This window comes from Massilia sp. IC2-476, from assembly GCF_020707295.1.
Taxonomy (GTDB): Bacteria; Pseudomonadota; Gammaproteobacteria; order Burkholderiales; family Burkholderiaceae_D; genus Telluria.
The window spans coordinates 479,177-501,237 of the sequence record NZ_JAJFER010000004.1 but is presented as its reverse complement, the minus strand read 5'-3'; the positions used below and the strand labels follow the sequence as shown (position 1 = coordinate 501,237).

At 64.8% G+C, this 22,061-nt stretch carries 17 protein-coding genes; 9 read left to right on the top strand and 8 right to left on the bottom strand.

Translation table 11 applies throughout. The features are described from left to right. Positions 1-160: 160 nt before the first annotated feature. The 5 genes from cpaB to LK539_RS14215 form a co-directional block, all read right to left on the bottom strand. The gene (cpaB, locus tag LK539_RS14235) at positions 161-1,021 is read right to left on the bottom strand and encodes a Flp pilus assembly protein CpaB (protein WP_227801624.1); all 861 of its coding nucleotides are present in this window, start codon (positions 1,019-1,021) and stop codon (positions 161-163) included. Beyond that, a complete protein-coding gene (locus LK539_RS14230; RefSeq protein ID WP_227801622.1) occupies positions 1,018-2,400 on the bottom strand; it encodes an ATP-binding protein in 1,383 nt (460 codons plus the stop codon). Before LK539_RS14230 ends, cpaB begins: the two co-directional genes overlap by 4 nt. A 113-nt stretch (positions 2,401-2,513) precedes the next feature. Further along, a complete protein-coding gene (locus LK539_RS14225) occupies positions 2,514-3,029 on the bottom strand; it encodes a prepilin peptidase (RefSeq protein WP_227801621.1) in 516 nt (171 codons plus the stop codon). A gap of 60 nt (positions 3,030-3,089) precedes the next feature. Further along, positions 3,090-3,272, bottom strand: a complete 183-nt coding sequence (locus LK539_RS14220) for a Flp family type IVb pilin (protein WP_227801620.1) — start codon at positions 3,270-3,272, stop codon at positions 3,090-3,092. Between the two features lie 152 nt (positions 3,273-3,424). Continuing rightward, positions 3,425-3,613, bottom strand: coding sequence for a Flp family type IVb pilin (locus LK539_RS14215; RefSeq protein ID WP_227801618.1), 189 nt, complete (start codon positions 3,611-3,613; stop codon positions 3,425-3,427). Between the two features lie 354 nt (positions 3,614-3,967). Here LK539_RS14215 and LK539_RS14210 point away from each other — a divergent pair, with 354 nt between their 5' ends. After that, positions 3,968-5,002 carry a GGDEF domain-containing protein gene (locus LK539_RS14210; protein WP_227801617.1) on the top strand — a complete coding sequence of 345 codons (1,035 nt, stop codon included), beginning with the start codon at positions 3,968-3,970 and terminating at the stop codon, positions 5,000-5,002. Here LK539_RS14210 and LK539_RS14205 read toward each other — a convergent pair. Further along, the gene (locus tag LK539_RS14205; protein ID WP_227801616.1) at positions 4,999-5,598 is read right to left on the bottom strand and encodes a 2-hydroxychromene-2-carboxylate isomerase; all 600 of its coding nucleotides are present in this window, start codon (positions 5,596-5,598) and stop codon (positions 4,999-5,001) included. The genes LK539_RS14210 and LK539_RS14205 overlap by 4 nt on opposite strands. A gap of 51 nt (positions 5,599-5,649) precedes the next feature. Here LK539_RS14205 and LK539_RS14200 point away from each other — a divergent pair, with 51 nt between their 5' ends. Then, positions 5,650-6,390 (top strand): SDR family oxidoreductase, encoded by a 741-nt coding sequence (locus LK539_RS14200; RefSeq protein ID WP_227801614.1) that lies wholly within the window; start codon positions 5,650-5,652, stop codon positions 6,388-6,390. 4 nt (positions 6,391-6,394) lie between these two features. Here LK539_RS14200 and LK539_RS14195 read toward each other — a convergent pair whose 3' ends face one another. Then, on the bottom strand, positions 6,395-7,615 hold the full coding sequence (locus LK539_RS14195; RefSeq protein WP_227801612.1) for an HD-GYP domain-containing protein: 1,221 nt from the start codon (positions 7,613-7,615) through the stop codon (positions 6,395-6,397). A 109-nt stretch (positions 7,616-7,724) separates the two neighbouring features. Here LK539_RS14195 and LK539_RS14190 point away from each other — a divergent pair, with 109 nt between their 5' ends. The 7 genes from LK539_RS14190 to LK539_RS14160 all read left to right on the top strand — a co-directional run bounded on the left by LK539_RS14190 (position 7,725) and on the right by LK539_RS14160 (position 21,068). Further along, a complete protein-coding gene (locus LK539_RS14190; protein WP_227801611.1) occupies positions 7,725-8,660 on the top strand; it encodes a LysR substrate-binding domain-containing protein in 936 nt (311 codons plus the stop codon). Positions 8,661-8,808: 148 nt separating this feature from the next. After that, the gene (locus LK539_RS14185; RefSeq protein WP_227801610.1) at positions 8,809-12,366 is read left to right on the top strand and encodes an indolepyruvate ferredoxin oxidoreductase family protein; all 3,558 of its coding nucleotides are present in this window, start codon (positions 8,809-8,811) and stop codon (positions 12,364-12,366) included. Between the two features lie 121 nt (positions 12,367-12,487). Further along, complete coding sequence (icmF, locus tag LK539_RS14180) at positions 12,488-15,775, top strand: fused isobutyryl-CoA mutase/GTPase IcmF (protein WP_227801608.1); 3,288 nt, start codon at positions 12,488-12,490, stop codon at positions 15,773-15,775. A 136-nt stretch (positions 15,776-15,911) separates the two neighbouring features. Beyond that, a complete protein-coding gene (locus tag LK539_RS14175; protein ID WP_227801607.1) occupies positions 15,912-16,214 on the top strand; it encodes a hypothetical protein in 303 nt (100 codons plus the stop codon). Between the two features lie 248 nt (positions 16,215-16,462). After that, positions 16,463-19,243 (top strand): XrtA/PEP-CTERM system TPR-repeat protein PrsT, encoded by a 2,781-nt coding sequence (prsT, locus tag LK539_RS14170; RefSeq protein ID WP_227801606.1) that lies wholly within the window; start codon positions 16,463-16,465, stop codon positions 19,241-19,243. Between the two features lie 60 nt (positions 19,244-19,303). After that, complete coding sequence (locus LK539_RS14165; RefSeq protein WP_227801605.1) at positions 19,304-20,179, top strand: PEP-CTERM/exosortase system-associated acyltransferase; 876 nt, start codon at positions 19,304-19,306, stop codon at positions 20,177-20,179. Positions 20,180-20,210: 31 nt separating this feature from the next. Beyond that, positions 20,211-21,068, top strand: a complete 858-nt coding sequence (locus tag LK539_RS14160; protein ID WP_227801603.1) for a PEP-CTERM/exosortase system-associated acyltransferase — start codon at positions 20,211-20,213, stop codon at positions 21,066-21,068. Here the strand turns inward: LK539_RS14160 and LK539_RS14155 are convergent. Then, positions 21,048-21,878, bottom strand: coding sequence for a ThiF family adenylyltransferase (locus LK539_RS14155; protein WP_227801602.1), 831 nt, complete (start codon positions 21,876-21,878; stop codon positions 21,048-21,050). The two genes, LK539_RS14160 and LK539_RS14155, sit on opposite strands and share 21 nt — an antisense overlap. Positions 21,879-22,061: the final 183 nt, after the last annotated feature.

Below are 22,061 nucleotides of genomic sequence, written 5' to 3'. Positions count from 1 at the left end.
CGCCCACTCCGCCCCTGCCGCTCCCGCCGGCGCCGCCCTGGCGCCGGCGGGAGCGGCAGGGGCGGAGTGGGCGGGCGTGCTGGCGGCCAGCGCCAGGCCAGCGGCGAGCTGTGCGAAATTGAAGCGACTGTTCATGGCGTCCATCCCGGTTCAAGAGGGGTCAGAAGCATTCCTGGGAAGCGTGCAGGCCATTGATGACCTTGACGCATTCGCGTTGCGGCGCCGGCGCCGGACGCGGGGTCTGCAGGCGCGGCCGCGGAGCCGGCACCGGCATCGCCACCGGCCGCAGCGGCGTGGCGGCCGGCAGCAGGTTCTGCTTGGTGGCGCCGGCGGTCTGCGCCGCGGCCGGATCGACCTGGTTGCGCAGGGCCAGCGACAGGGTGCCGACGCTGCGCGCCAGGTCGAGCTGCTCGGCCTGCTCGGGCGTGACCTCGAGCGTGACGGCGTTCACCACCTTCGGCTTGGAATCGTCGCGGTTGACTTCCTGCGCCACGGCCAGCACCAGGATCCGTTCCAGCACGATCTTCGAGATGCTCTGCTGGCGCGGGCCGGCGGCCTGGCCCTGGGCCTGGGGTGGCGGCTCGGTCTCGGTGCTGACGATGATGTCCACGTAGTTGCCCGGCAGTGCGAAGCCGGCCACGCCGATCACATCGTTGACGCGGACCGTGATGGCGCGCTTGCCTTCGGTGATCAGGGCCGACAGCCCGCCCAGGGTGCCGGCCGGCGCCAGCTTGGCTTCGCTCACCGGGTCGCCCATCAGGATGCTGGTCTTGATCACCCGGCCGCTCAGCTTCTGCGGATCGTCGAACGCGCCTTTCGGCACGCTGTGGGCCGGCCACTCGACCAGCTTGAGCATCTCGGGCGTCAGGCGCTGCCCGAGGCTGATGTCGGAAGCCGCGACCACGATCTTGCTGGCAGTGGCCGCGGGTTGCGTCAGCAGCCATTTCGAGGCCATTACCACGGCTGCCAGTCCGAACAGGATCGCGAGGGTCATCACGATCACGGCACGCTTGTTTTTCATCGCATCTCTCCCAGGTTGCTTGGCTCCAGTGCCGCCCTGGGGCCGAACAGGCTGCTCCAGGCCTGGGCCACGCTGTCCGCGTCGAAACGCGGCTCGCGGCCGGCAAAGCCGGCGAAATCGGCGATCCGCGACAGCAGCTCATGAGGCCAGGCTGCGAGCAGTGGACGCCGGGTGCGGCGGTGCAGTTCGTTGATCAGGTAGTCGATCGTGTGTTCGTCGGGCTCGATGCCGCGCAGCCGGCACTGGCGCCACACCAGGGCGCGGTATGCCGCTTCCGACAGCGGACCGAGCGCGATCCGGTAGCCGATGCGGCGCAGGCAGGATTCGTCGAGGACCGATTCGGGCGCCAGGCTGGTAGCCAGCACCAGCGCGACGTCGAACGGCAGCGCGTGGCTGGCGCCGCCGGGAACCGCGACATGGTCGACGCCGCGCTCGAGCGCTCCCAGCCAGCGCTGCACCACCTCCGCGGCCGGCACGCGCTGGCGGCCGAGGTCGTCGAGCACCAGCAGGCCGTTGTTGGCCAGCAGGTGCTGCGGTGCGCACAGCACGCCGCTGGGGGCGTCGCTGCGCAGCTCGAGCATGTCGCGCGCCAGTTCGGCGCCGACGTGCACCAGCGGACGCTGGCACAGGGCCCAGCGCGCGTCGCAGCTGCGCCGCTCTTCCGCCAGGCGCGGCTGCAGCGGCGCCGCATGCAGGGTCGGGTCATACACCTGCACGATCTCGTGATTGACCAGCACCGCATAGGGAACCGCGACCGGGTCCGGGCGCAGCCGCGCGAAGCGGTGGGCCAGGGTGGTCTTTCCGCTGCCGGACGGGCCATACAGCATCAGCGGACGGTTCGAATGCAGCGCCGCGCCGATCAGCTCGCGCACCGCGGGTTCGATCCCGTCCTCCGCCAGTACGGCCTTCAGGCCGGCGGGCGTGACGCGCGGGGCGTCAGGATGGCGCAGCGACTGGCGCTCGACCATCGTGCGGTAGATTGTCAGCGCCACCGGCGCCGGACCGACGTAGCGCGATTCGGCCAGGTACTCGGCGGCGGCGCGCTGGCCGAAGGCGGTCAGCTGGTAATGCACGTCGATGTCGGAATCGCCGCACCAGGCCACTTCGGCCTGCTGCTCCGCGACCAGCTGCTGCAGCACCTCGCGCACCACGCTGATCGACAGGCGCAGGCGGCCGGTCAGCAGCGAAAGCGGGGTCTTGCCGCTTGCGTGCAGGGTCTTGACCACCAGGGCGATGACGAAACGGGGTTCGAGGCCGGTGTCGCGCACGGTGCGCGGCTGGCGCGGCAGGATGGGCCCCGGCTCGCTGTCGGGCCCGCCGCCGTTCGCAAGCCGTCCTTCGGGGACGGCCGGCGGCGCGCACGCTGATAACACTTCCATAGGGAAACCTCCTGCGGGGGTGCGGATATTTCTTACACTTGTTAAATTGATTCTAGCCATCAGCTTCCTTGCGCCATTTGACGGTCAGCAAGGAAGAAGACATGGAGAAAATGTCAAGCCTGACTGCTCAGCAAAACGTAGATCGTGCCGGCCGCGATCGCCACGCCATACGGCATCGACCCGACGCTTTCCGCTGCGTCGCTTCTAGGCAAGCGCCAGACGGCGCGCCGCACGATGCCCCCCAGGTTCGCCAGCGCCAGCCGCAGCCGGCCCCGGAAGACGATGATGGCGAGGGCCATGACGCCGCCGGCGCACCAGGCGATGATCGCAATGTGGAAGGCGACGGCCGGTCCGGTGAATGCGCCCACCGTGGCCATCATCTTGACGTCGCCGGCCGCCATGCTGCGCAGCAGGTAGAAGGGCAGGAACAACAGCAAACCCAGCAGGGCGCCGCCGAGACAGGCCAGCAGGGCGCCGGCAGGATCCGGCGAGATCGCGTGCAGGACCAGTGCGCCGACCAGGCCGGCCAGCAGAAGCAGATTCGGGATGCGCCGGCTGACCAGGTCATTGATCGCCGCAGCGGCGACCAGCAGCAACAGCAGCGTATCGAGATAAGGTGCGACAAGCATGGTTCGCTCCCCCAAAAAAAAGCCCCCGGGGCCGGACGGCACCGGGGGCTTGCGCAACGATCAAGGACGTTTCTTGAGCTCGGTGCCGATGTAGTTGAAGATACCTTTGAGCTCGGTGCTCATCGCAGTGGCTGCGCCTGCAATCGCGACGCCGACCAGTGCAGCGATCAGGCCGTATTCGATGGCCGTCACACCGCCTTCATCAGCGACAAAAGCTTTGATGGCAGAGGTAATGGTGTTCATGAAAAACTCCTTATGGTGGTTGAAAGACGTACTGCTGGAACTACTGGACTTGCTTCACGACGTACTACACGACGTACTGCACAACACACTTCACGGCATTCCCGACAGGGCCGCTGCCCTGGTCCCGGCTGGCGCCAGGGCAGCGGCGCCCATCATGGAGCGGGCCGCTCCGCAAGCTTGGTACCGACGTAGGTGAACAGGGCCTTGAGGTCCGTACTCATCGCGGTCGCCGCAGCGGCGATGGCGACCCCGACCAGTGCAGCGATCAGGCCGTACTCGATGGCCGTCACACCGCCTTCGTCGGCGAGAAAGGCCTTGGCGGCGGAGGTAATCGTGCTCATGACAACTCCTTGTAATAGTTGATAAACAGGTTGAAGACTCACTGACGGACGGGGCCCCGTCTTGTGCTGCCTTTGCTGCGTCAGTCAGTGAGTTCACTGTAACGAATAGTGCCGTGTGGCAAGTTGACTTTGGGCAAGCTTTCCATGTGGAAATTAAAAAGAGCGGCTTGTGGGCGTGACGTCTTTGTCTTCGCCAAGCTTCTGCCGAACGACGCGCAAACATCGATAAATCTTGTTAAGAATAGTTGCCTGGAATACAAAAAAGCCTTATCCTGTTTCCTTGGCCGCCACTCCGCCCGCGTCTGTGCGGCACCGAAACGCTGTGCATTTCCTGACACTGTTCCTGTAGACGACATGGATTCCCTGCTGCGACACATGGTGGACATGACTGGCCACCGCGATCACACGATGCTCGACATCTCCGTGATTTCGGCGGTGCAGGAGCTGGCCGGTGCGGTCCAGACCCGGGTGCTGGCCATTGCCACGGTCGCGGGCCAGAAGTTCGTGCGTTCGCGCGCCTGCATCCGTGCCGGCGGCGTGGCCTGCCCGGAAGAGCAGGACGGCGCTGGCCCCGGTGAGCCGATCACGTCCTTCCCGGAACTGGCGCACTGCCTGGAAAACCATGATTCGCGTGCCCAAGGCATGGGCCCGGACGGCTTGCGCCGACTATGGCTGCCGATCTGGTTCGGCGACAAGGCCGACACCTGCCTCGAGATCACCCACGAGCATGGCTTCACGGCCGACTCGGTGCACACGATCAGCGGCATCGTCAGCGTCTACCGCAACTTCCAGAATTTGCTGGACTACAGCGAGCGCGACTCGCTGACGGGCCTGCTCAACCGCAAGACCTTCGACGACCAGCTGGCGCGCATGCTGCACGGCGCCGACGCCGAGACCCTGCTGCCGGGACGGCTCGAGCGGCGCCAGCACGTGGCCGAGGAAAAGCAGTGGCTGGCGGTGGTCGACGTCGACCATTTCAAGACGGTGAACGACCGCTTCGGCCACCTGTACGGCGACGAAGTGCTGATCCTGGTCGCCAACCTGCTGCAGACCTCGTTCCGCTCGCAGGACCGGGTGTTCCGCTTCGGCGGCGAGGAATTCGTGGTGCTGCTGCGCTCGACCACGCTGGAGAATGCGCGCAAGATCATCGACCGCTTCCGCACCAATGTGGAAAGCCACGTGTTCCCGCAGGTCGGGCAGGTCACGGTGAGCGTCGGCTTCACCAGCATCAGCGCTGCCGATTCGCCGGTGGTGACCCTGGGCCATGCCGACCAGGCGCTGTATTTTGCCAAGGCCAATGGCCGCAACCGCGCATGCCATTACGAGGAACTGGTGGCGAACGGCCTGCTCCAGACCATCGCCACCAACGACACCGCCGAGTTCTTCTAAGCGAGGGACTGCGCGTAGTCCAGCGCGTCTTCCAGGCGGTCGTCGCCCCAGAACAGTTCGCCCTGCACCATGAAGCTGGGCGCTCCGAAGATTCCCAGGCGGCGCGCCTCCTCGGTCTGCGCGCGCAGGGCCGCCTTGTTGTCCTCGCCCTGCGCCGCATGCAGGACGGCGGCCGGATCAAGCACCAGTCCGCCCAGGGCCGCTAGTACCGTTTCATCGTTGTCGATCTCGGCATCCTGCGACCAGTTGCGCAGCATGATGCGACGGCAGTACTCCCCCATCCAAGGCTGGTCGGCGCCGAACAGCGCGACCCGCAGCGGCAGCAGGGCGCGGCGCGGGAAGTTCGATGGCCGGGTGAAGGGGACGCCGTATTTCGCCGCGCGCCGCGCCATGTCGCGCCACACGTACTCGCCCTTTTCTTTCTGCTCGTTGAAAGGCGAGTTTTGCCAGCCCAGTTCGCGGAAGATCGGCCCGAGCAGAAAGGGCTTCCAGCGCAGCGCCACCTGCGCCCGACTCGCAAGGGCCTCGATGCGCATGACCGAGAGATAGCTGTAGTTGCTGCCGAACTCGAACCAGAAATCGATGGGTGGATGCATGCTGGCCGCGCTCCTTGGGTATAGTGTGACGCAGTATGACAGGAGGATCGTATGGAGAAGGTCGTGATCGTGACGGGCGCCGGGCGCGGCATCGGCGCCGCTATCGCCAGGCAGGCGGCGGCGGGCGGGTATGCGGTGGCAGTCAACTACCGCAGCGACGAAGCGGCGGCCGAGGCGCTGGTCGCGGCAATCCGCGGCAGTGGCGGACGGGCGGCCGCGATCCAGGCCGACGTCGCGCTGGAAGCGGAGGTCGCGCAGCTGTTCGCCCGCGCCGAGGAGGAACTGGGCCCGGTGACGGCCCTCGTCAACAATGCCGGCATCACCGGCCGCATCGCGCGCTTCACGGAGACCGACCCGGCCACCATCGAGGCGGTGTTTCGCACCAATGTGTACGGCACCATGCACTGCTGCCGCGCCGCCATCGACGCCTTCCGCAGGAGCGGCGCGCGCGGCGTGATCGTGAACCTGTCCTCGGTCGCAGCCGCCACCGGCAGCCCGCGCGAGTACGTGCATTACGCCGCCAGCAAGGCGGCTGTCGAGACGTTCACATTGGGACTGGCGCGCGAGCTGGCGCCGGAGGGCATCCGGGTATGCGCGGTGGCGCCGGGATCGACGCTGACCGGCATCCATGCAGCGGCGGGAGAGCCTGGCCGGCCGGCACGGGTGGCGCCGGCGATTCCCATGGGACGCCTGGCCACGCCCGACGAGATCGCCGAAGCCGTCATGTGGATGCTGTCGCCCGCGGCTTCCTACGTGACCGGCACGACGCTGCGCTGCGCCGGCGGTCTCTAGACAATCAGGCGATGTTCATGAACTGCAGCGGGTTGACGTTCCACTTCTCGGCCGACTCGTGGCGCAGGATCTTGTCGCCGCCGCCGAAGCCGAGCGCCTTGGACAGGTCGAGGGTCTGCGGCTTGATGTAGGTCTGGTTCTTGGTGCTGAAGAAGACGTTGACCTTCGGCGTGAGCAGGCTGGTCTCGTGCGGTTCGATCACCACGCCCAGGCGGCCGGATTCGAGCAGCACCAGGGTGCCGACCGGGTAGATGCCGACGCAGCGCATGAATTCCTGGGCCAGGGTCGGATTGAAGTGGAACTTGCTCCACTCGTAGATCTTGCGCAGCGCTTCGGCCGCCGGCATACCCTTGTGGTAGCAGCGGTCGGAGGTGATGGCGTCGTAGACGTCGACGATCGCCGCCATCTGCGCCAGTTCGCTGATCGTGCCCTCGCCCTGCTTGTCCGGATAGCCGCTGCCGTCGCGCCGCTCGTGGTGGTGCAGCGTGATGTCGAGCGGGATCGGGCCGATCTCCGGAGTCTTGACCAGGATGTCGTAGCCGTCCTTCGGATGGCGCTTGATGATGTCGAATTCTTCGTCGGTCAGGCGTCCCTGCTTGTTCAGGATGGCGTCCGGCACTAGCGCCTTGCCGGTGTCGTGCAGCAGGCCGCCCAGGCCGGCCTGGTAGATCGTGTCCTCGTCCATGTTGCGCGAACGGCAGAAGGCCACCAGCAGCGCGCACACGCTGACCGAATGCAGGAAGGTGTAGTCGTCCTTGTTCTTGATGCGCAGGAGGCCCAGCAGGGCGCCGGAATTGCGCAGGATCGATTCGGTCACGCTCTCGACCACCGGTCCCACCTTCTCCAGCTCGACCGCCTTGCCCAGGCGCGCGTCGGCCATCACGGTGCGCACCAGGCCGGCGGCCTGCTTGCGGATGTTGGCGGCACGCGCCAGCTCTTCGCCCAGCGAGACGCGGGTGATCACGATCGGCTTGGCCGCGATCGCCGTCACTTCCGCCTCGGTGGCGGCTTCGGCCTGCGCCAGGGTCGGCGCGTCGTCCACGTCCATGCCCTTGCTGCAGTCGATGACCACGGCGCGGATCTTGGCGGTGCGGATCTTGTGAATTTCTTCGTCGGTCGTCAGCAGGAAGCGCGCACGCACGAACGGATGATCCATCCAGCTGCAATCGAGGTCGTGGATATACATCCCGATCTTCAACTGTGATGCATCCACCTTTTTCAACATGTCGCTACTCTGCTCTGTAATAATGTCGGCGCCCGTCGGCCAAGATGCAGTATAACAATTTTGTTACACGTACTCATCTTTTGTTGCTTACCAGATACACCTCCAAAAGATGGAATTTCGTCAACTCCGGTATTTTGTCGCCATCGTCGACCACGGCTCGCTGTCGCGCGCCGCGCTGGTCCTGCACGTGGCGCAGCCGGCGTTGACGCAGCAGCTGCGCCAGCTGGAGGAAGAACTGGGCGCGCAGCTGCTGCATCGTTCGGCGCACGGCGTGCTCAGCACCGACGCCGGCAAGATTTTCTACGAGCATGCGCAGGCGATCCTGAAGCAGGTGGCCGATGCGCGCTCGGCGGTGGTGCAGTCGACCACACGGCCCTCGGGCAGCGTCTCGCTCGGCCTGCCGCACAGCATATCGGGGGCGCTGGCGCTGCCGCTGCTCACCGCCACCCGCACCCGCTACCCGGAAATCACGCTGCAGCTGACCGAAGAGATCACGGGCAGCCTCACCGAGCAGCTGAAATCCGGGCGCCTGAACCTGGCCGTGCTGTTCGACGAGGTCCCGGCCGGTCACTTCACCGCTACCCCGCTGGTGCAGGAAGACCTGATGTTCATCTGCCGCAGCGGCTCCGGCTTCGCACCGGGTGCGGACAGCCTCACGCTGGAACAGGCGCTGGCCAGTACCCTGATCCTGCCGGCGCGCCAGCACGGCGTGCGTCCCCTGGTCGAAGGGGCGGCGGCCAGCGCGGGCCTGGCGCCCGGCACCATCCTCGAAATCAACTCGCTGGCGATCCTGCGCTCGGCCCTGCTGGCCGACCTGGGCGCTACCCTGCTCCCGGTCGCGCCGCTGCTGGCCGACATCGAGCGCGGCGCGATGACGGCCTGGCCGGTCGCCGAGCCGGCGCTGACCCGCCACGTGACCCTGTGCGCCTCGCGTAACATCCCGCTGACGAATGCTTCCGCGGCGATCGCGAAGCTGGTGCGCGAAGTGACCGAAGACCTGTGCGCGCGCGGCGCCTGGCCGGGCGCCCGCCTGATCTCCGCTTGAGCGCATAACGATCATCAGATTTTCTTATACCCCCATCCGCATTCCCTATTGGCCTTGGGCGGGCGAAGTCCCTACACTCCACGCGGTCAAAATGCCCCCGCCTACCCGGCGCCAGGTGCAGCACCGAACCACACAATGGAGACACCCCATGCCTGATACCGTCACGCCACAAGCGGCGACGCCGGACTATTCGTCCCGCCTGAACACTGTCACCCTCGACGACAAATATACCGCTAGAGCCGGCAACATCTTCCTGTCCGGTATCCAGGCCCTGGTGCGCCTGCCGATGATCCAGCGCGAGCGCGACGCCGCCGCGGGCCTGAACACGGCGGGCTTCGTATCCGGCTACCGCGGTTCGCCGCTCGGCGGCCTGGACGAGACCCTGTGGAAGGCGAAGGGCCACCTGGAAGCGAACCACGTGCAGTTCGTCCCGGGCGTGAACGAAGACCTGGCCGCCACCGCCGTCTGGGGCACCCAGACCGTGGACCTGATCGGCCTTGCCAAATATGACGGCGTGTTCGCCATGTGGTACGGCAAAGGCCCGGGCGTGGACCGCTGCGGCGACGTCTTCAAGCACATGAACCATGCCGGCACCGCGCAACACGGCGGCGTGCTGCTGGTGGCCGGCGACGACCACGGCGCCTATTCCTCGACCCTGCCGCACCAGTCCGACCATATCTTCTCGGCCTGCATGATCCCGGTGCTCTACCCCTGCAACGTGCAGGAATACCTGGACCTGGGCGTGCATGGCTGGGCCATGTCGCGCTACTCGGGCTGCGCGGTGGCCTTCAAGGCCCTGGCCGATACTGTCGAGTCGAGCGCCTCGGTCGACGCCAATCCCTTCCGCGTCGAAGTGAAGTACCCGAAGGACTTCGCGATGCCGGAAGGCGGGCTGAATACCAAGCTGTCCTCGGTGCCGCTGGGCCAGCAGGCGCGCGCCCAGGAAGCGCTGATGCAGGACTATAAAATCTACGCGGCCCTGGCCTATGCGCGTGAAAACAAGCTGAATCGCACCACCATCGACAGCCCGGACGCGAAGCTGGGCATCATCGCCTCCGGCAAGTCCTACCTCGACGTGCTGGAAGCGCTGGAAGAACTGGGCATCGACGAAGCCATGGCCGCGAAGGTCGGCCTGCGCCTGTACAAGGTCGCGATGATCTGGCCGCTGGAACCGGAAGGCGTGCGCGAATTCGCACAAGGCCTGGAAGAGATCCTGGTGGTCGAAGAAAAGCGACAGGTGGTCGAGTACCAGCTCAAGGAACAGCTGTACAACTGGCGCGACGACGTGCGCCCGCACATCGTCGGCAAGTTCGACGACAAGGGCGAATGGGTCGCCCCGCGCGGCGACTGGCTGCTGCCCCCGAAGGCAGACTTCTCGGTGGCGCAAGTGGCGCGCGTGATCGCGGGCCGCATCGCGCGCCTTATCACCGACGATAGCACCCGCGACCTGATCCGCGCACGCCTGGCCTTCCTGGAAGCGAAGGACGCGGTCCTGCAGAAGGCGATCACCACGCCCTTCCGCCCCGCCTTCTACTGCTCCGGCTGCCCGCACAACACCTCGACCAAGGTGCCGGACGGTTCCTTCGCGCTGGCCGGCATCGGCTGCCACGTGATGGCGACCTCGATCTACCCGGAGATGAACAAGCTGACCACCCACATGGGCGGCGAAGGCGCGCCCTGGATCGGCCAGGCCGCGTTCTCGCAAGTGCCGCACGTGTTCCAGAACCTGGGCGACGGCACCTACTTCCACTCCGGCTACCTGGCGATCCGCGCCGCGGTGTCGGCCAAGGTCAACATCACCTACAAGATCCTGTACAACGATGCGGTCGCGATGACCGGCGGCCAGCCGGTCGACGGCCAGACCTCGGTGCCGATGATCGCCCAGCAGATGGCGGCCGAAGGCGTCAAGCGCATCGCGCTGGTGACCGAAGACCTGTCGCGCTACGCGGACCGCTCGAACCTGCCGGCGATCGTCACCCTGCACGACCGCAAGCACATGGACGACATCCAGCGCGAGCTGCGCGAACTGCCGGGCGTCACCGTCATCATCTATGACCAGACCTGCGCCGCCGAGAAGCGCCGCCGCCGCAAGAAGAAGGAATTCCCGGACCCGAACCAGCGCATGGTGATCAACGAAGCCGTGTGCGAAGGCTGCGGCGACTGCGGGATCCAGTCGAACTGCGTCTCGATCCTGCCGAAGGAAACGGAATTCGGCCGCAAGCGCCAGATCGACCAGTCGTCCTGCAACAAGGACTACTCCTGCGCGAAGGGCTTCTGCCCGAGTTTCGTGACCGTCGAAGGCGGCGCGCTGAAGAAGAGCAAGTCGGGCGTGAGCAAACAAGGCGCTGACGATGGCTGGGGTCTGCTTCCGGAACCGAGCCTGCCGAGCGTCGAGCATCCCTACAACATCCTGATCAACGGTATCGGCGGCACCGGCGTGATCACCGTCGGCGCGCTGATGGGCATGGCCGCCCACCTCGAAGGCAAGGGTGCGTCGGTGCTGGACATGACCGGCATGAGCCAGAAGAACGGTTCCGTCACCTCGCACGTGAAGATCGCGGCGACGCCTGATCGCCTGCGCGCCCAGCGCATCGCCACCGGCGAAGCGGACCTGATCCTCGGCTGCGACATCCTCACCACCGGCGCCGCCGACGCGGTGTCCAAGATGCGTCCGGGCCGCACGCTCGCCATCGTCAACCTGCACGAGCAGCCGACCGGCACTTTTGCCCAGCAGCGCGACTGGGAATTCCCGTCTGGCGATGTGCGCTCCCTGATCCTGGAAGCGGTGGGCGGCGAGTCCGGTGTCGACTTCGTCGATGCGACCAAGCTGGCGACCGCGCTGATGGGCGACTCGATCGCCACCAACCTGTTCCTGATGGGTTACGCCTGGCAGAAGGGCCGCATCCCGCTGTCGGAAGCCGCCCTGCTGCGCGCGATCGAACTCAATGGCGTGGCCGTTGCCTCCAACAAGATGAGCTTCCTGTGGGGCCGGCGCGCCGCCGTGGACTTCCAGCGCGTCGAGAAGCAGGCCATCCCGGCGCAAACCGTGGTCGTGCAGATGCCGCAAAGCCTGGACAGCGTGATCAGGAAGCGCGTCGAGCACCTGACCGGCTACCAGGACGCCGCGTATGCGGCCGTGTATGAAGACCTGGTCTCGCGCGTGCGCGCTGCCGAATCGGGCAAAGGCCTGGGCAACAAGCTGTCGATGGCGGTGGCGAAGAACTACGCCAAGCTGATGGCCTACAAGGACGAATACGAAGTGGCGCGCCTGTACACCGACGGCCGCTTCGTCGAGCAGCTCAAGACCCAGTTCGAAGGCGACTTCTCCCTGAAATTCAACCTGGCGCCGCCGCTGTTCGCGAAGAAGGACGCCAAGGGCCACATGGTCAAGGCGCAGTACGGCTCCTGGATGTTCGGCGCCTTCAGGCTGCTGGCCGGGATGAAAGGCCTGCGCGGCGGCGCCTTCGACATCTTCGGCAAGACCGCCGAGCGCAAGATGGAGCGCGCCCTGATCGGCGAATACCGCGAGATGGTCGAGTCGCTGCTGGCCAATCTGGATGCGGCCAACCATGCGGATGCCGTCGAACTGGCCGCGCTGCCGGAACAGATCCGCGGCTTCGGCCACGTGAAGGAAAAGGCCGTGGCCGAATTCCATGCACGCAAGGCTGAGCTGCTGTCCGGCAACATCAAGCGCCGCGCCGCGTAATTCCTGCCGGGGTGGGTTATGACCCACCCCGGCACATCCCGTACTCGGCTTGACGTTAACGTTAACGTCATATACCGTAGCAAGCTACTCCTGTCCTCCCGATTCCCAAGGACCCACACCCATGAACGACATCACTCCCGCCGCGAAACTCGACCTGCCGGAGCAGCCGAAGCTGGCCAACAAGGTGCGCTTCGTCACCGCCGCTTCCCTGTTCGACGGCCATGACGCCTCGATCAACATCATGCGCCGCATCCTGCAGTCGAACGGCGCCGAAGTGATCCACCTCGGCCACAACCGCTCGGTCGACGAAGTCGTCACTGCGGCACTCAGCGAAGACGTGCAGGGCATCGCCATCTCGAGCTACCAGGGCGGCCACGTCGAATACTTCAAGTACATGATCGACCTGCTGCGCCAGCGCGGCGGCGCCCACATCAAGGTCTTCGGCGGCGGCGGCGGCGTCATCGTCCCAAGCGAGATCGAAGAACTGCACGCCTACGGCGTCACCCGCATCTTCAGCCCGGAAGACGGCCAGCGCATGGGCCTGGTCGGCATGATCCGCTCGATGCTGGAAAGCTGCGACGTCGACCTCTCCTCCTACGCCCCGAGCTCGATCGAGGCGCTGAAACAGGGCGACATCGCCGAGCGTCACCGCCCGCTGGCCCAGCTGATCACTGCACTGGAAAACGGCAAGGCAGACGTCAACCTGCGCAAGCAGATCGTGGAAGCGGCCGACACCATCAAGGCGCCCGTGCTGGGCATTACCGGCACCGGCGGCGCCGGCAAGTCCTCGCTGACCGATGAACTGATCCGCCGCATCCGCCTCGACCAGGGCGACCGCCTCAACATTGCGGTCATCTCGATCGATCCGTCGCGCCGCAAGTCGGGTGGGGCCCTGCTGGGCGACCGCATCCGCATGAACGCGATCAATCCGTGGAACGGGCAGGCGCGCGTGTTCATGCGCTCGCTCGCGACCCGCGAAGCCGGTTCCGAGATCTCGCAGGCGCTGCCTGACGTGATCGCAGCCTGCAAGGTCGCGGGCTTCGACCTCGTCATCGTCGAGACCTCGGGCATCGGCCAGGGCGACGCCGCCATCGTGCCGCACGTCGACACCTCGATGTACGTGATGACCCCGGAATTCGGCGCCGCTTCCCAGCTCGAGAAGATCGACATGCTGGACTTCGCCGACTTCATCGCGATCAACAAATTCGACCGCAAGGGCGCCCAGGATGCGCTGCGCGACGTCGCCAAGCAGTACCAGCGCAACCGCGAACTGTGGAGCCGCCAGCCGGACGAGATGCCGGTGTTCGGCACCCAGGCCTCGCGCTTCAACGACGACGGCGTGACCGCCCTCTACCACGGCCTGCTGCCGAAGCTGGCGGAACTGGGCCTGAAGGTGGAAGCGAGCAAGCTGGCGCCGCCGACCCAGAAGTACTCGAGCGGCAAGAACGTGATCGTGCCGCCCGCACGCGCGCGCTACCTCGCCGAGATCGCCGACACCGTGCGCGGCTACCACCGCAACGTCAAGAAGCAGGTGCAACTGGCGCGCGAGCGCCAGCAGCTGAGCGAAACCAAGCGCATGCTGGCCGCCGCCAATCGCGACGTGGTGCTGGACGACCTGATTACCGAGCGTGACAACGCCATGGAAGGCGGTGCGAAAAAACTGCTGGCCATGTGGCCGGACATGCAGGCCGCCTATGCCGGCGACGATTACGTCGTGAAAATCCGCGACAAGGAAATCCGTACCCGCCTGGTCCAGAAGACCCTGTCGGGCAACCCGATCCGCAAGGTCGCCCTGCCGAAGTTCGAAGACCATGGCGAAGTCCTGCGCTTCCTGATGCTGGAAAACGTGCCGGGCTCCTTCCCCTACACGGCCGGCGTGTTCGCCTTCAAGCGCGAGGGCGAAGACCCGACCCGCATGTTCGCGGGCGAAGGCGACGCCTTCCGCACAAACAAACGCTTTAAGCTCGTGTCAACGGGCATGGAAGCAAAACGGCTGTCCACCGCCTTCGATTCGGTGACCCTGTACGGCGCCGACCCGGCCCTGCGTCCGGACATCTACGGCAAGGTCGGCAACTCCGGCGTGTCGATCGCGACGCTCGACGACATGAAGGTGCTGTACGACGGCTTCGACCTGTGCAGCCCGAGTACGTCCGTCTCGATGACCATCAACGGCCCGGCCCCGACCATCCTGGCGATGTTCATGAACACCGCCATCGACCAGCAGATCGACAAGTTCGTGGCGGACAACGGTCGCCAGCCGACCGACGACGAAGCGGCCAAGATCAAGGATTGGGTCCTGATGAACGTGCGCGGCACGGTGCAGGCCGACATCCTGAAGGAAGACCAGGGCCAGAACACCTGCATCTTCTCGACCGAGTTCTCGCTCAAGGTGATGGGCGACATCCAGGAATACTTTGTCCATCACCAGGTGCGCAACTTCTACTCGGTGTCGATCTCGGGCTACCACATCGCCGAAGCAGGCGCGAACCCGATCTCGCAGCTCGCCTTCACGCTGTCGAACGGTTTCACCTTTGTCGAAGCCTACCTGGCGCGCGGCATGCACATCGACGACTTCGCCCCGAACCTGTCCTTCTTCTTCTCGAACGGCATGGACCCGGAATACACGGTGCTGGGCCGCGTGGCGCGCCGCATCTGGGCAGTGGCGATGCGCGACAAGTACGGCGCCAACGAGCGCAGCCAGAAGCTGAAGTACCACATCCAGACCTCGGGCCGCTCGCTGCACGCGCAGGAGATCGACTTCAACGACATCCGCACCACGCTGCAGGCGCTGATCGCGATCTACGACAACTGCAACTCGCTGCACACCAATGCCTACGACGAAGCGATCACCACGCCGACCGACGAATCCGTCCGCCGCGCGCTGGCGATCCAGCTGATCATCAACCGCGAATGGGGCCTGGCGAAGAACGAGAACCCGAACCAGGGCGCCTTCATCATCGACGAACTGACCGACCTGGTCGAAGAACAGGTGATGCAGGAATTCGAGCGCATCGCCGAACGCGGCGGCGTGCTGGGCGCGATGGAAACCGGCTACCAGCGCGGCAAGATCCAGGAAGAGTCGATGCTCTACGAGCACCAGAAGCACGACGGCACCCTGCCGATCATCGGCGTGAACACCTTCCGCAATCCGAACGGCGCGGGTGCCCCGGCGACCATCGAACTGGCCCGTTCCACGGACGACGAGAAGCAGTCGCAGCTGACCCGCCTGGAAGCCTTCCATGCGCGCAATGCTGACAAGGCGCCGGCCGCGCTGGCCGCCCTGCAGCAGGCCGCGATCGACAACGAGAACGTGTTCGCGAAGCTGATGGACGCGGTGCGCGTCTGCTCGCTGGGCCAGATCACGACCGCGCTGTTCGAGGTCGGTGGGCAGTATCGCCGCAACATGTAAGTCTCCAACGGCATCCTCCCGCGGCAGCGTCGTGGCCTTGCGCCACCACGCTGCCGCTGTCGTTTTGTCCAATCCCGTGGCCGCCGACCGCGCCGCTGGCCTAGAATGGACTTGCCACCAACAGCGGAGTCCACGCATGCCGATCCAGCCCGAGCAGCTCGCAGCCCTGATGCGCGAAGTCGAACAGGAAGACCCGATCGATTTCGCCGACCTTCCCTTTCCCGAAGACGAACTGCGCGAGCTGGTGGCGAACCACCTGTGCGAAATGGCCGGCGCGATGGAGAACTTCTCAACCGAAGACCGCCTGATGACCCTGCTCGCCGTCTCGGCCAAGCTGGTGCTCGAAAACCTGGTCCTGCACGTGCAGTTGTTGCGCCGCCACGGCCTGCCGGTGGGCGAGAATGTCGAAGCCCTGCTGAGCCGCTTGCGCAAGCCGTAATGCTCCTCGAATGAGGCCTTACCCCCTCGCGTGGGGCTGCAAATCGCAGCGAACTGCTGCTATCTTTCTGCAAATCAACAGTCATCCCCGCTCAAGCTCGCACAATAGCAACAGACGAAAGCTATTTGCGCGTACGGATGAGTTGACGGCGTTTCTGGCGTATTCCTTGGGGTATTATTAACAGTCGGGAAACTTCGCTTGCCCCCAATCCAATGTTTACGCAAGCGCCTTCATCAAAGGGAAACACAATGCCGGGTACTCTCTCCAAGAAACAACTTGCCGTTGCCGTCGTTTCTGGCGCCATCCTGCTGAGCGCAGGCATGGTCGGCTGCAGCCGTACGCAGACGACGGAAGAGCTGCTGACGGAAGCACAGAATTATGTCCAGAAAGGCGACCGCAAGGCGGCGCTGATCCAGCTTAAGAACGCAGTGGCGCAGAGCCCGGAAAACGTCGAAGCGCGCCTGCGCCTCGGCAACCTGTCGCTGGAAACCGGCGACATGGCGTCGGCAGAAAAAGAATTCCGCAAGGCGGCCAGCCTGGGTGCTGCGCCCGAAAAGACCCTGCCGCAACTGGCGCGCATTCTTTTCTTCCAGGGCAAATACAAGGACATCCTCGACGAAGTGACGCCGGAGAAGGCCAAGGGCTCGGCCGAGCTGCTGGCCCGCCGCGGCGACGCCCACCTCGGGCTGGGCGAGCGCGACAAGGCCAAGGAAGCCTATGACGCGGCCCTGGCCGTTAACTCGAACTCGGGCGACGCCCTGATCGGCATGGCGCGCCTGGCGGTGATGAACAATGACCTGCAGACTACCGAGCGCCTGGTTGACGAAGCCACCACCCGCGACGCGCGCAATGCCGAAGCCTGGATGATGAAGGGCAACCTGCTGCGCAGCACCGGCAAGTCCAAGGAAGCCCTGGCCGCATATGACAAGGTGCTGGAGATCAACCCGGTGCACCGCAGCGCCTACGTCGAGAAAGCCTATGTCCACATCGGCACCAACGACCTGGCCGCGGCCAAGGCCGACCTCGACGCTGCCCGCAAGGAGATTGGCAGCGACCTGAACATCACCTACGCCCAGGCCCTGCTCGACTACACGGGCGGCAAGAATGCCGAAGCAAAAGATTCCCTGCAAAAGATCCTGAAAGTCGCCCCCGAGCACATGCCAAGCATTCTGCTGTCCGGCGCCGTCGAGCTGAACCTGGGCGGCAACCAGCTGGCCGAACAGCACCTGCGCAAATACCTGGAATCGAATTCGAACAATGTCTACGCCCGCAAGCTGCTGGCCCAGGTCCTGCTGAAATCGAACCAGCCGACCGAAGCCGCCGCGGTGCTCTCGCCAGCCCTGAAGGAAGGCGGCCAGGATGCCCAGCTGCTGGCGCTGACCGGCCAGTCCTACCTGCAGTCGCGCGATTTCGCCAAGGCCTCGGCCTACCTGGAGCAGGCCAGCGCGCTGGCCCCGGGCGCGGCCAGCATCCGTACTTCGCTCGGCCTGTCCAAGCTGGGCCAGGGCGATTGGGACAAGGCGATTGGCGAGCTGGAACGCGCCGCCACCCTCGACCCGAAATCCACCGATGCCGGCGTCGCCCTGGTCCAGGCCGAGCTGCGCCGCGGCCAGTACGACAAGGCCCTGGCGGCCGTGCAGGCGCTGGAAAAGGCCCAGCCGGACAACCCGCTGGTCCACAACATGAAGGGCGGCGTCTACCTGGGCAAGCAGGACATGAAGAGCGCCCGCGCCGCCTTTGAAAAAGCTGTGGCGCTGAACCCGACCTATTTCCCGGCCGTGTCCAACCTGGCACGCCTCGACATCGCCGAGAACAACCCGGCCGGCGCCCGCAAGCGCTTCGAAGCCATGCTGGCCAAGGACAAGAAGAACATCGATGCGCTGAGCGCCCTGGCCGCAATGGAACTACAGCAGGGCCGTAGCGCGGAAGCCGGCACCTGGCTCGAGAAGGCGCAGTCGGAAAATCCGCAGGCGATCGCGCCGGCAATCAACCTCGGCGCCCACTACCTGCGCAACAAGCAGGCCGACAAGGCGCTGGCGCTGGCACGCAAGATGGTGGCGGTACAGCCGTCCAACCCGGAACTGCTGGACCTGCTGGGCCAGGCGCAGATTGCGACCAAGGACTATCCGGCAGCGCTCGAGACCTTCAGCAAGCTGGCGGCGGCCACGCCGAAGTCGCCGGCGGCGCAGATGCGCCTGGCTGCGGTGAACATGCTGATGAAAAACGATACGGCGGCTTCCGACAACCTCAAGCGCGCGTTGTCGCTGGAACCGAAGTTCATGCAGGCACGCGTGGCCCAGGTGGAACTGGCCATGCGTAACAACAAACCGGAAGAGGCGCTGGCGGTCGCCCGCCAGGTCCAGAAGGACGAGCCGAAGGCCGCGCTTGGTTTCCAGCTGGAAGGTGACCTGCTGTTGGCACAGCAGAAGCTGGCCCCGGCCCTGGCGGCCTATGAAAAGGCCTATGCATTGAGCAAGGCCCCGGCCGACCTGATCAAGATCAGCGAAATGCTCAAGCGCAGCGGCAAGGAGGGCGAAGCCCAGGCCCGCCTGGTGAAATACCACGCCGCCAATCCGAAGGACCAGATTGTCGGGCTGGTGGTGGCCGACAGCTACTTGGCCAAGCGCGAGTACAAGCAGGCGATCGCCAGCCTGGAGGGTGTGCTGAAGGCCAATCCGTCGAACGCCGCCGCGCTCAACAACCTGGCCTATGCCTATCAGCAGGAAAAGGATGCGCGCGCCTTGCCGACCGCCGAACAGGCCTACAAGCTGGCAGGCCAGAACCCGGCAATCATGGATACGCTGGGCTGGATCCTGGTTGAAAAAGGCGATACGGCGCGCGGTGTCGACCTGCTGCGCAAGGCGGTCGCCGCGGTGCCGGACGCACCGGACCTGCGCTACCACCTGGCGGCCGGCCTGGCCAAGGCCGGCGACAAGGCCGGCGCCCGCAAGGAACTCGAAAAGACTCTCGCATCCGGCAAGCCGTTCGCATCGATGGACGACGCCAAGACCCTGATGCGCCAACTGTAAGCCCAGGGCGGCGGCCAAGGCCGCCGCCCTCCCGTTCCGTCTCAATCCTGAAGCCTGACCATGACTTCCATTACCCAAGAACAAGAAGAGTGCGAACCAGTCCGGAGCGGCTTTGTCAGCCGCCTCGTCGACCATCTGGTCGGCAAGCGTGACATCCTGATTCCCTACTTTTCTTTTCAGAGGGTCATGAAAGGGAATATGGAATCCTATGTGCTCAAGGAGATCTACAAGCTCCGCTACGAAGTCTATTGCCTGGAACGGCATTACCTCGAAGCGGGCGATTTCGATAACGGCCAGGAAACCGACGAGTACGACGACTGCTCGACCCACTTCGCGGCCTACACGCTGAACCAGGACATCGTCGGCACAGTGCGACTGGTCCAGCCACATGATGGCCAGCCCTACCCCTTCGAAACGCATTGCAGCCCGTTTCCGGAATTTTCCTATCCGCCACGCGAAAACGCGGCCGAGATCTCGCGCTTGGTCGTCAAGAAGACGCACCGCCGGCGCCGTGGCGACTCGATGGAGGGTATTTCGCAGGATTTCATGGAAAAAGGCAGCACGAAGACGATTAAGCCGAAGTCAACCGTGCGGCGCGACAAGCGTGGCAATAGTCCGCTATTATTGCTCGGAATGTACCGAGAGATGTACCGCCATAGCCGCCAGAACGGGATCCGTTACTGGTATGCGGCGATGGAAAGGTCACTGGCGCGCTCGCTGGAGAAAATGGGGTTCAAGTTTGTGCCGATTGGTCCGCAGGTCGATTATTACGGCCCGGTCACCCCTCACATGGTCGACTTGAATGACCTGAACGAGCGCTTGAAGAGGGAAAACAAATTCCTGGCAGCGTGGTTCAACGATGAACCGATCCCCCTATGGATCCTGGTGAAAACCTTGATCGGAAATTTCTGGGAGGAACGAGCCAAGAAAAAATAACTAGGGTCCAAGACTGGACGATTACCAAAAGATGGACAACGGAAAAGCCCGCGTCGATCCAGACGCCTTCCTGTCCCGTGTTGAATTCGGGGCACATCAAGAAACAATCGACCACGACAATCGCAAGATTTTCCGCGCCTTCCGGCCCGGCCACAGCGCCAACAACGTTCCGGGCGATATTTTCCGGTTGCGGCACCAGGTGTACTGCCTGGAATGCGCCTTCCTCCAGCCCGACCAGTATGTCGACGGCATGGAACTCGACGACTACGACGATTCCTCGACCCATTTCGCCGCCTATACGATGGACGAGAAGCTGGTCGGCGCCGTGCGCCTGGTCCAGCCGCAGGAGCCGAAACCCTATCCTTTCGAGCTGCACTGCGAAGTGTTCACCGATTTCGAGATGCCGGACCGCGAGCAGGCGGCCGAGATCTCGCGCCTGGTCGTCAAGAAAAGCCACCGGCGGCGTCGCGCCGACAGCGTGCTGGGGGTACCGGGTTTCATGCCAAGCAACGAGCCGGCCATCGAATTCGATCCGGCGGTCGACCGGCGCGACCGCACCTCGCCGATGTTACTCCTGGGGATGTACCGCGAAATGTTCCGCCACAGCGAGGAAGCCGGCATCCGCTACTGGTTCGCGGCAATGGAGCGTTCGCTCGCCCATGCGCTGAAGAAGATGGGATTCCGCTTCATGGCCATCGGCCCCGAAGCGAATTATTACGGCTCGGTCACGCCTTATGTGCTCGACCTGCACGACCTGCGCCGCAAGCTGGTCATGACCAATCCCACGCTGGCGGCCTGGTTCAGCGAGAAGCCGCCCGTGGTCGAACACGCGCACCCGACGCGCGTGCACGTGGTGCGCAAAGCGGAATTAGGCAGCGATATTAACTAGCTTGGTGGTGTGGTTGCGGAAGCTGTGCACCACCATGTTCGGCGAGGCCGGCACATCCATTCCCGCCAGCATGTCGTGCATCATCGCCACCGCCAGCGCCGCTACCGTGAAGCTGCCCACCGCGATCTGCGATGCCGGGCAGGGACGGCCGTCTTCCATGATGGTCAGGGCCTTGGCCACCTGCTCCACCACCTGGCGGTCGAGGTGGGCGCCGATGCGGCCCATGATCTTGCCGAACACGTTCGCATAGCTGGCATCGCCCTCGCCCTGGGCGTGCTGGACGTCGTGCGCGATGACGTCGGCCAGCGAAGCGCTGGTGCCGGCCGGGAAATACAGCACGCCGGCGCCGAAGCCGATCGACAGCGCGGTGAACACCGCCTTCTTCTGCTCGCGCGCATTGGTATGCAGGGCCAGGATGGCTTCCAGGTCGAGGAAGTCGATGGTGTCGAAGATGATGTCGACGCTGCCGACCAGCTGCTGGGCGTTGGTGGCGTCGAGGTTGGCCTGCACCGCTTCCACTTTCGCTTCCGGATTGATGCGCAGGATGTGCTTCTTCAGCGCCTGTACCTTCGGGCTGCCGATATCGTCGAAGTCATAGAACTGGCGGTTCAGGTTATGCGCGTCGACGGTATCGCCATCGATCAGGATGAACTCGGAAAAACCCATGCGCGCCGCGCAGATGGCGGTCGATGCACCCAGGCCGCAACCGGCAATCAGAAGGCGCGTGCTGCGGATCTTTGCCTGGGTCTCGCTCGAGACATAGCCATTGTTACGGGTGGTAAAAGTATCGTAGTCGAAAGCATTGGTCATGGAAGCCCCTGTAGAGAATGCCGGGGTGCTACGCGCGCCGCCGGTTTGCTATTAACGCTAGGCATCTTGCCATTTTTCGGGCACAGCAGCCAGCTTTTCCGGCGCTCCCGGCCGTTCTGTCGGCATTACTTACAACGGCATGCGAGGCGGCCGCGGAATATGCACAGCAAATAAACAAAAGAC

What these genes read in the sequence shown, in the direction of transcription:
- LK539_RS14190 (WP_227801611.1), top strand. Translation starts at nt 7,725, where the DNA reads ATGGAATTTCGTCAACTCCGGTATTTTGTCGCCATCGTCGACCACGGC.
- LK539_RS14175 (WP_227801607.1), top strand. Translation starts at nt 15,912, where the DNA reads ATGCCGATCCAGCCCGAGCAGCTCGCAGCCCTGATGCGCGAAGTCGAA.
- LK539_RS14155 (WP_227801602.1), bottom strand. Translation starts at nt 21,878, where the DNA reads ATGACCAATGCTTTCGACTACGATACTTTTACCACCCGTAACAATGGC.
- icmF (WP_227801608.1), top strand. Translation starts at nt 12,488, where the DNA reads ATGAACGACATCACTCCCGCCGCGAAACTCGACCTGCCGGAGCAGCCG.
- LK539_RS14160 (WP_227801603.1), top strand. Translation starts at nt 20,211, where the DNA reads ATGGACAACGGAAAAGCCCGCGTCGATCCAGACGCCTTCCTGTCCCGT.
- LK539_RS14165 (WP_227801605.1), top strand. Translation starts at nt 19,304, where the DNA reads ATGACTTCCATTACCCAAGAACAAGAAGAGTGCGAACCAGTCCGGAGC.
- LK539_RS14225 (WP_227801621.1), bottom strand. Translation starts at nt 3,029, where the DNA reads ATGCTTGTCGCACCTTATCTCGATACGCTGCTGTTGCTGCTGGTCGCC.
- LK539_RS14185 (WP_227801610.1), top strand. Translation starts at nt 8,809, where the DNA reads ATGCCTGATACCGTCACGCCACAAGCGGCGACGCCGGACTATTCGTCC.
- LK539_RS14200 (WP_227801614.1), top strand. Translation starts at nt 5,650, where the DNA reads ATGGAGAAGGTCGTGATCGTGACGGGCGCCGGGCGCGGCATCGGCGCC.
- LK539_RS14205 (WP_227801616.1), bottom strand. Translation starts at nt 5,598, where the DNA reads ATGCATCCACCCATCGATTTCTGGTTCGAGTTCGGCAGCAACTACAGC.
- cpaB (WP_227801624.1), bottom strand. Translation starts at nt 1,021, where the DNA reads ATGAAAAACAAGCGTGCCGTGATCGTGATGACCCTCGCGATCCTGTTC.
- LK539_RS14220 (WP_227801620.1), bottom strand. Translation starts at nt 3,272, where the DNA reads ATGAACACCATTACCTCTGCCATCAAAGCTTTTGTCGCTGATGAAGGC.
- LK539_RS14230 (WP_227801622.1), bottom strand. Translation starts at nt 2,400, where the DNA reads ATGGAAGTGTTATCAGCGTGCGCGCCGCCGGCCGTCCCCGAAGGACGG.
- LK539_RS14215 (WP_227801618.1), bottom strand. Translation starts at nt 3,613, where the DNA reads ATGAGCACGATTACCTCCGCCGCCAAGGCCTTTCTCGCCGACGAAGGC.
- prsT (WP_227801606.1), top strand. Translation starts at nt 16,463, where the DNA reads ATGCCGGGTACTCTCTCCAAGAAACAACTTGCCGTTGCCGTCGTTTCT.
- LK539_RS14195 (WP_227801612.1), bottom strand. Translation starts at nt 7,615, where the DNA reads ATGTTGAAAAAGGTGGATGCATCACAGTTGAAGATCGGGATGTATATC.
- LK539_RS14210 (WP_227801617.1), top strand. Translation starts at nt 3,968, where the DNA reads ATGGATTCCCTGCTGCGACACATGGTGGACATGACTGGCCACCGCGAT.